The 7,092-nt window shown below is 71.5% G+C and carries 9 protein-coding genes; 3 read left to right on the forward strand and 6 right to left on the reverse strand.

Annotation, left to right across the window (positions count from 1 at the left end):
• The first annotated feature begins 37 nt into the window (after positions 1-37).
• Together BMY07_RS29695 and BMY07_RS29700 are read left to right on the forward strand one after the other, a co-directional pair.
• On the forward strand, positions 38-1,042 hold the full coding sequence (locus BMY07_RS29695; protein WP_092785889.1) for a YncE family protein: 1,005 nt from the start codon (positions 38-40) through the stop codon (positions 1,040-1,042).
• The gene (locus BMY07_RS29700; protein ID WP_092785891.1) at positions 1,039-1,251 is read left to right on the forward strand and encodes a DUF5703 family protein; all 213 of its coding nucleotides are present in this window, start codon (positions 1,039-1,041) and stop codon (positions 1,249-1,251) included. Before BMY07_RS29695 ends, BMY07_RS29700 begins: the two co-directional genes overlap by 4 nt.
• A gap of 112 nt (positions 1,252-1,363) precedes the next feature.
• Here the strand turns inward: BMY07_RS29700 and BMY07_RS29705 are convergent, their stop codons facing one another.
• The 5 genes from BMY07_RS29705 to BMY07_RS29725 form a co-directional block, all read right to left on the reverse strand.
• Complete coding sequence (locus BMY07_RS29705; RefSeq protein ID WP_218150832.1) at positions 1,364-2,248, reverse strand: aminoglycoside phosphotransferase family protein; 885 nt, start codon at positions 2,246-2,248, stop codon at positions 1,364-1,366.
• A gap of 63 nt (positions 2,249-2,311) precedes the next feature.
• Positions 2,312-2,782 carry a DUF2231 domain-containing protein gene (locus tag BMY07_RS29710; RefSeq protein ID WP_092785895.1) on the reverse strand — a complete coding sequence of 157 codons (471 nt, stop codon included), beginning with the start codon at positions 2,780-2,782 and terminating at the stop codon, positions 2,312-2,314.
• A 200-nt stretch (positions 2,783-2,982) separates the two neighbouring features.
• Positions 2,983-3,603 (reverse strand): VOC family protein, encoded by a 621-nt coding sequence (locus tag BMY07_RS29715; RefSeq protein WP_092785897.1) that lies wholly within the window; start codon positions 3,601-3,603, stop codon positions 2,983-2,985.
• 76 nt (positions 3,604-3,679) lie between these two features.
• Positions 3,680-4,012 (reverse strand): hypothetical protein, encoded by a 333-nt coding sequence (locus BMY07_RS29720; RefSeq protein WP_092785899.1) that lies wholly within the window; start codon positions 4,010-4,012, stop codon positions 3,680-3,682.
• Between the two features lie 26 nt (positions 4,013-4,038).
• On the reverse strand, positions 4,039-4,677 hold the full coding sequence (locus BMY07_RS29725) for an SRPBCC family protein (RefSeq protein WP_092785901.1): 639 nt from the start codon (positions 4,675-4,677) through the stop codon (positions 4,039-4,041).
• A 115-nt stretch (positions 4,678-4,792) separates the two neighbouring features.
• Between BMY07_RS29725 and BMY07_RS29730 the strand changes: the two genes are divergently transcribed.
• Positions 4,793-5,455 (forward strand): TetR/AcrR family transcriptional regulator, encoded by a 663-nt coding sequence (locus tag BMY07_RS29730; RefSeq protein ID WP_092785903.1) that lies wholly within the window; start codon positions 4,793-4,795, stop codon positions 5,453-5,455.
• Between the two features lie 45 nt (positions 5,456-5,500).
• On the opposite strand, the gene BMY07_RS29735 is transcribed toward BMY07_RS29730, so the two are convergent.
• Positions 5,501-6,730 (reverse strand): MFS transporter, encoded by a 1,230-nt coding sequence (locus BMY07_RS29735; protein WP_177215878.1) that lies wholly within the window; start codon positions 6,728-6,730, stop codon positions 5,501-5,503.
• Positions 6,731-7,092: the final 362 nt, after the last annotated feature.

The following is a 7,092-nucleotide window of genomic DNA, read 5'->3' on the forward strand; positions in this document are numbered from 1 at the left end:
TGGGGGGACGCCCCGTCCCCGCCGTCCGGAGGTCTGCTTGACCCGCGTCGTCGTCCTGGTCGCCGCCACCGCGCTCTGCGCCGCGTTCACCGCGGGCTGCTCGTCGGGTGATCAGCCGAGGGACGAGTTGATGGTCACCGACAACCCGGTCGCCGCGACCCCGGCCCACTCCCCCGTACCGACCGCCACCCCCGCGGGCACCTTGCTGCCGTTGGCGACACCGGTCACGGCCGTCGCCACGGACCCGACTACCCGAACGTTGGCCGTGGCTTCGGGAACCGAGCTTCGGCTCTATGACCTCGACGCGCTCGACAAGGCACCTCGTGCTCTTACCCTGCCCGGCGCGGCCGAGTCGTTGACGCTGGCGGGCGATGGTGGCGCGGTGCTCGCCGCGGTTCCTGGCCGCGTGGTCCGGGTAGCGCTACCTGGTGGTGCGCTGGACGAGTCCGTAGTGGAGGGATCGCCGGTCGCCACCGCGACGTTCGGTGGCGACACGCTCGTGGCGGTTCGTGACCGCAAGCAGGTGGCCGTACTCGACGACGGCCAGGTGCGGCGCGTGATCTCGGGCAGCCTGCTCAGTGCAGACCAGGTGTTCAGCACCGGTCCCGGCGCCCTGGTGCTCGACCGGCTGCGCAACGCGGTGTTCCAACTGGACGTCAACCAGGGCACCTTCGGGCAAGGGCTGCGCGCGGGACAAGGCTCCACCAACGGCGTCGTGGACCGGTGGGGGCGCGTACTGGTCACCGACACCCGTGGCGGCGCACTGTTGGCGTTCTCGCTAGACCCGCTCCTCATGCGTCAGCGCTACCCGGTGGCGGGTTCGCCCTACGGGATCGCTTACGACGCCAAGCGCGACTTGGCGTGGGTGACGTTGACCGAGACCAACGAGGTGGTCGGCTACCAGGTCGGCGGTGAGGAACCGGTCGAACGGCACCGGTACCCGACCGTCGCTCAGCCGAACTCGGTCGCGGTCGATCCAGAGACCGGGCGCGTGGTGGTCGCGTCCGCGAACGGAGGTGGTGTGCAGGTGGTGCGACCATGAGCGAGAGTCACGTCGAGGGCGACTGGGAATACCTGCCGCTGCGCCTGCCACCCGGGGTCTCCCGGCTCACGGCGGCCACGCAACTGGCGATCCAGGCCGAGTTCAACGGCTGGGAACTGTCCCGGGTCCGCCTCTACGCCGACGGCACCCGCAAGGTGCTGCTCCGGCGCAAGATCCGCAAAGCAGGCCTCCCCAAAGTCGCGCTGTGACACTTCCTCCCGCCGCCCGCCCCCTCGTCCCCACCCGGCATCGTCCCCGGCCTGGCAACAGTCAGGGTCAACAGGCCGCTACCGGGATCGTCGCGTGGATCGGGAGCGTGCTCTAGTCGCGGTCGGCGAGGAGAGCCGCTAGGCGCGGGCGGTCGAGGGGGCCGCCGGGGGCGGGGAGTAGGCCGGACAGGCCCCAGACGCGGCCGCGAGCCCAGGTGGCGTCGTCGATGTCCAGGGCCGCGCGGAACAGGTCGCGGCCGTGCGGGGTCAGCACGGTCCAGGCGGCGATGAGGTCGCAGGCGGGGTCGCCCACGGCCAGCGTGCCGAAGTCGATGACGGCGGTGATCCGCGCACCGTCGCCCAACAGGTTGCTCGGCGCGGGGTCGCCGTGGATCCACACGCCCGGCCCGCCCCACTTGGGCGCGGCCAGCCCCCGCTCCCAGGTCGCGGTGATGGCGTCGGTGTCGACCACCCCGGCCAGAGCGTCGATCTTCTGCTGGAGCACCCACGCGACGACCGGCGAGTAGCTGACGTCGTCGAGGTCCACCCCGCGGAACCCGTTGCTCCACTCCGGCGGTGGACCGCCGGTCGTGTCGATGGACCAGAGCGCGCGCAGGAAGTCGGCGAGGTCGGCGGCCGCGCGGGTCTGGTCGAGCCGGTCGGGGTCGACCCGCTCGCCGTCGAGCCAGCGGTACACCGACCACTGCAGCGGATACCCCTCCCCCGGCACACCGCGCGCGATCGGCCGCGACACGGTCAGCGGGAGGTGCGGGGCGAGCCGGGGCAGCCAGGTCTGCTCGCGCTCGACCTGCCCTTCCCAGCGGGCGAACCGGGGCAGGCGCACGGACATGTCGGCGCCGAGGTGGTAGGTCGCGTTGTCGACGCCTTGCGTGGCCACGGGCTCGACGGGCAGGTCGGCCCAGTGCGGGAACTGCGCCGCGACGAGGTCCCGGACGAGCGCGGTCGGGATGGTCAGCGCGGTGTCACCTGCGGACAAGTCGCCTCCGGATCGGTTGGATCTCTCCATACCAACCGATCACCCGGTGACCTGTCCACCGGATTACCGGGCGGGCTGCTGGTCGATCCCGTCCCACACGGCGCGCGCGCCCGCGTCACCGACGCGGTAGGTGTGCACCCCCGCGGCAGCGCCAACTCCGACGCACAGCACTGCCAGCACGATCACCGCGGGCTTGGTCCACGACTGCGCGGTCCGCGTGCTCACGACCATGAGCGCGGTGACCACCACGAGCAGGCCGAGCACGAACCAGATCAGCGTGTCCCCGAGCTCCTCGTGCGCCTTGATCAGGTCGTTCTCCGGCAGCCGCTTCTCCAGGTCCTCGCCGCTGGAGGTCGCGATCGGCGTGAGCACCGCCCCCACCGCCGCGAACCCCACGACCAGCCACCCGAACCGCGCCCGCGCCGCTGGCCACACCGCGATCACGATGGTCCCCAGCACCGCCAGCGGCACGAGCACCACGACCGCGTGCACGACCAACGCGTGCACCGGCAACCCGTTGATGAACTCCGGCATACCCACCTCCGACTAGGCGATACAACAGGTACGCGTCCCGCTGCTGACCGGTTCAGTCAACCGCGCCCGCGCCACATCGGCCACGCGCGACGCGCCCGACTCACAGGTGACCGGGTCCCGCTCGGAGGTGACGGGGGGTTTGTCGGGGTTCCCGCGCTCGCTGAGGGCGGCGGCGACGGCGGGGATGGGTGAGAGGCACATCAGGACTGGGTGGCCATCGAGGTGGTCTCCCAGGAGAAGCCGTCCGGGTCGGTGAAGGACGTGGTGGGGGCGTTGAGGGAGATCCGGTGCGAGCCGGTGCCCTCCGGGGGCACGCCCGCGTCCTTGGCCAGTGCCCGGCGTCGGTACAGGGCCAGCTTGACGGCCCCACCTGCGAACTCGACGTACATTCGGGCGAAGCTCTTACCCACAACGAGGCCCTGCTCCAGGTAGAACCGCCTGCTCGCAGCTACGTCGGCGACTCCGAGCAGCAGCACGACATCGGAGATCTCACGCGTGGCAGGCCCAGTGTCCTTCTTCGCCGACGTAGCAACCTTCCAGATCGTCCCGTCCGGCGCCCGCACAACTCCGCCATACCCCCACATCGACTTCGCCGCCGCCTTCACCACCGTCGCCCCGGCATCGACAGCCGCGTCGACCAGCGCGTGAACGTCAGCGGGCTGAGCCACCATGAGCGACAGTGTGAACCCCCGAAACCCCTCCGTCGGCTCCTGCGAGCCCCGCAACCGCACCCGGTCACCCAACCCGAACGCAGCCGCGTAGAACCGCTCGGCGGCCGCGACGTCGGCTACCTCAAGAGTGATGCTGTCCAGTGATGTCATGCCGACAACGCTAGGGCTGCCCCGCTGACCAGCGCTTCTCCATTCGTGACCACTCCACGACGCCGGGGTGACCTCGTCAGGCAACTCGCGGGCGTCGGTGGAGAGTGTGGTGGGTGATGGCCACGGCTACGGAGGCAGCGGCGAAGAGGGCGGTGGCGGTGGGGCTCAGGTATTTGGACAGGCTTGGGGCGGCGCTGGGGCCTGTCAGCCACGCGGTCACGAGCACGGCGTAGAGGGCGGTCAGGGCGCCGGTGGACCAGCGGAGGGCTTGCCGGGCCGGGTTGCGGAGGGCGGCCACCAGGGTGATGGCGATGGGGATGATCGCCAGGAAGGCGAACTGGCCGAGCACGAACACCGGAACGGCCCAGGCGGCAACGAGAACGGGCAGGGAGGGGCGGTGGGTGGTCATCGTCTTGCTCCTCTGGTCGGGGTGGGTCAGTGGTGGCAGTGGCGGGACTCGGCGGCGGTCTTGAGGTCGGCGAGCCAGTGGTCGAGGCCGGGGGCGAGGTACTGGATGGCGGTGGCCGGGTCGGCGTCGATCTGGGGGCCGCGCCAGCTCTCCTCGGTGCGGACGATGACGCCGCCCCTGGTCTCGGTGAAGGTCCAGACGTGGACGCCCTCGTCGATGCGGAGGCCGTCGCCGAGGGCGGGGCCGGTCCAGCGGACGCACGTGCCGGGCTTGACCTGCCCGACGGTGGAGGTGATCACGAGGGTGGTCGCGGGGGTGGTGGGGGTGGGCGGCGCCGGGGTGGTCCAGCGGAACCGCGAGCCCGGGCGCAGCGGGCCCGGGTCGAGCCGCTCCATGCTGGTGACCGCCCGCTGCCACGACGGCCAGCCCTCGACGTCGGTGTGCAGCCGCCACACCGTGCTCAGCGGCGCCTTGATGAAGGTCTCGGTCTGGTGGTGGAGCTGCGCGGCCGGGTTGATCCCCTTGCCCTGGCAGGTCAGCGGCGCGGGCGTGGCGGCCTGGGCGGGTGTGGAAAGCGCGAGCAGCCCCGCGGCCAGCGGGATGGTGAGCAGGGCGGAGCGCAGCCGGGTCGGACGGCGGGCGCTGACCTGGTTCGACGGGGTCATGACTTCTCCTGATCGCTAGGCGTTATCGCTGTAGTTAGAACCTATAACGCCAGCCGCGAGAGAGTCAATAACAAGAGTGATAGCCTCTAACCACGTTGAGCGGAAGGACCGGCCGATGACTGACCCGAGCGGGCAGAGCCCACGCGAGCGCTACCGCGTCCAGGTACGCGAAGAGGTCAAGCGCCACGCGTGGGAGCAGATCGCCACCGCAGGCGTACCGGCGCTATCGCTCAACGCCATCGCCAAGCAGGTCGGCATGAGCGGCCCCGCCCTCTACCGCTACTTCGCCAGCCGCGACGAGCTGATCACCGAGCTCATCCGCGACGCCTACCGCAGCCTCGCCGACACCGTCCACGAAGCCGCGGGCGACGGCGCCGACCTGTCCCGACTGGCCTGGACCATCCGCGACTGGGCCCGCGCCGACCCCCAGCGGTACTTCCTCATCTTCGGCACCCCCGTCCCCGGCTACCACGCCCCCGACGACATCACCGCGATCTCCTCCGAGGTCATGGCCGTCCTCCTCGACGCCAGCGCGGCCACCTCCCTCAACCGCGCGGCGGCCACCACCAAGCGCACCCCGCTGGACATCCACCTCGACATCCACCGCGACTGGGTCGGCGACCACCCGGCCACCGGCGAGACCATGCGCCGAGCCCTGCTCTTCTGGACCCGCCTGCACGGCATCCTCTCCCTCGACCTCGCAGGCCACTTCACCGGCATGAACCTCAACCCCGACCTCCTGATCACGGAGGAGCTCACGGCCTTGCGAGGACGCTGACCTGACGGGGACGGGCAGTCATCCGCGGCGCACGGCCCAGCGACGTCAGCGGGTGTCGGCTCGCGCCCCGCCGACCGCTCGCTCGTCGGGATCGCGAGCGGGATCGGCGAACCGCGCCACACCGGGAACCACCAGGCACAGCCCACTGGTCACCACGACCACCACGGCCGCCCCGATCAGGGTCGGGCCCGCGCCCACCACCGCGACGACCGGGCCGACCAGGAGGTAGCCCACGGGCAGCAGTGCGAACGCGCCGAGTTGGTCCAGGGCCAGGACCTTGCCCAGCACCTCACCGGGGATGCCGCGCTGCAGCGCCGAGAGCCAGTGGATGAAGAAGAATTCCACCGCGAACCCACCGATGCCGAAGCACACCATCACCACGGGCAACGGCAGCGCGACCGCGAGGCTCAGCGGCTCCAGTGCGTACCCGGCGAGCACGCACATCGCGGCCACGCCCTTGGCCCTGGGCCGCCACCGGCCCGCCAGCACCAATCCGGGCAACGCGCCGACGGCCGACGCCGCCAACACCGCGCCGTAGGCGAGGTCACCACCGAGCCGGTCGCGAGCGATCAGGGGCAGCAGCGTCAGCGACGCGGCGACCCCGGTCATCAACTGCACGCTGGCCGTCGACATGACCGCCAGCACCCACGGCCGCTCACGCATCGCCCGCAGCCCGGCCGCGGCGTCAGCGAGCACGGATCGCCCCAACGCCGCCGGGGCACCATCGTTGATCCGCAGCACCGTCAGACCGCTCACCGCAAACACCGCGCCCGCGATGAACAACGCCGCCCGCGCACCGACGAAGGTGACCACCGCCGCGCCCGCCAGTACCCCGAGTACCGTCGCGCTGCGTTGAGCGGCCGACACCAGGGCGTTGCCGCGCTCGAGCATGTCGCTCGGCAACAGCGTGGGCACCATCGAGCGGAACGCCGGGCGCGACAGGGCCTCACCGGCCGCCACGAGTGCCACCACCGCGGGCATGACCAGCAACGGCAGTGCGGGCAGCACCGCCGCGGTGACCAGCAGCAACGCACCGCGGAACCAGTCCGCGCCCAGCAGGACCCGACTTCGCCGCACCCGGTCGGCGAGCACACCACCCGCCAACAAGCACAGCACCAGGGCGATGGCCCTGGCGCCGAGGACCAGGCTCACCTCGGCCACCCCGCCACCCCGACCGATCACGAACAAGCTGACCGCGACCGGCAGCAGTTGATCACCCACCGACCCGCACGCCTGCCCGAGCCACACCCGGAGGAAGAGCGGGTGCGTGCGCAACCCGCTCACCACCGGCGCACCGGCGCTCCCAGTGCCGCGCTGTCGAGCGCGATCCGGCCACGCACCAACACCGACGCGACCTCCTCTCGATCAGCGCTACCCGGTCTCGGCAACCCGCCGGAGCGCGCGGAGCTATCCACTGTGGACTCCCAGGTGGGACGGTGAGCGGTCAGCCCCGATCGTGCCGTCACCTCGCCTGCCAACGCGGGACGTCGCGCGCCAGGCCGCTGCGCGTGTGGGGCCGCTCATATGACCTCGGGGTCGGGGAAGGCGAAGTCCACCGGCAGTGCCAGGTCGGCCCGCTCCGGGACACCCGCGCCCAGCAGGTACACCGCGAACTCCTGGTCGCCGTCGAGCCCCAG

This window comes from Actinokineospora terrae (assembly GCF_900111175.1).
In the GTDB taxonomy this organism is placed as follows: domain Bacteria; phylum Actinomycetota; class Actinomycetes; order Mycobacteriales; family Pseudonocardiaceae; genus Actinokineospora; species Actinokineospora terrae.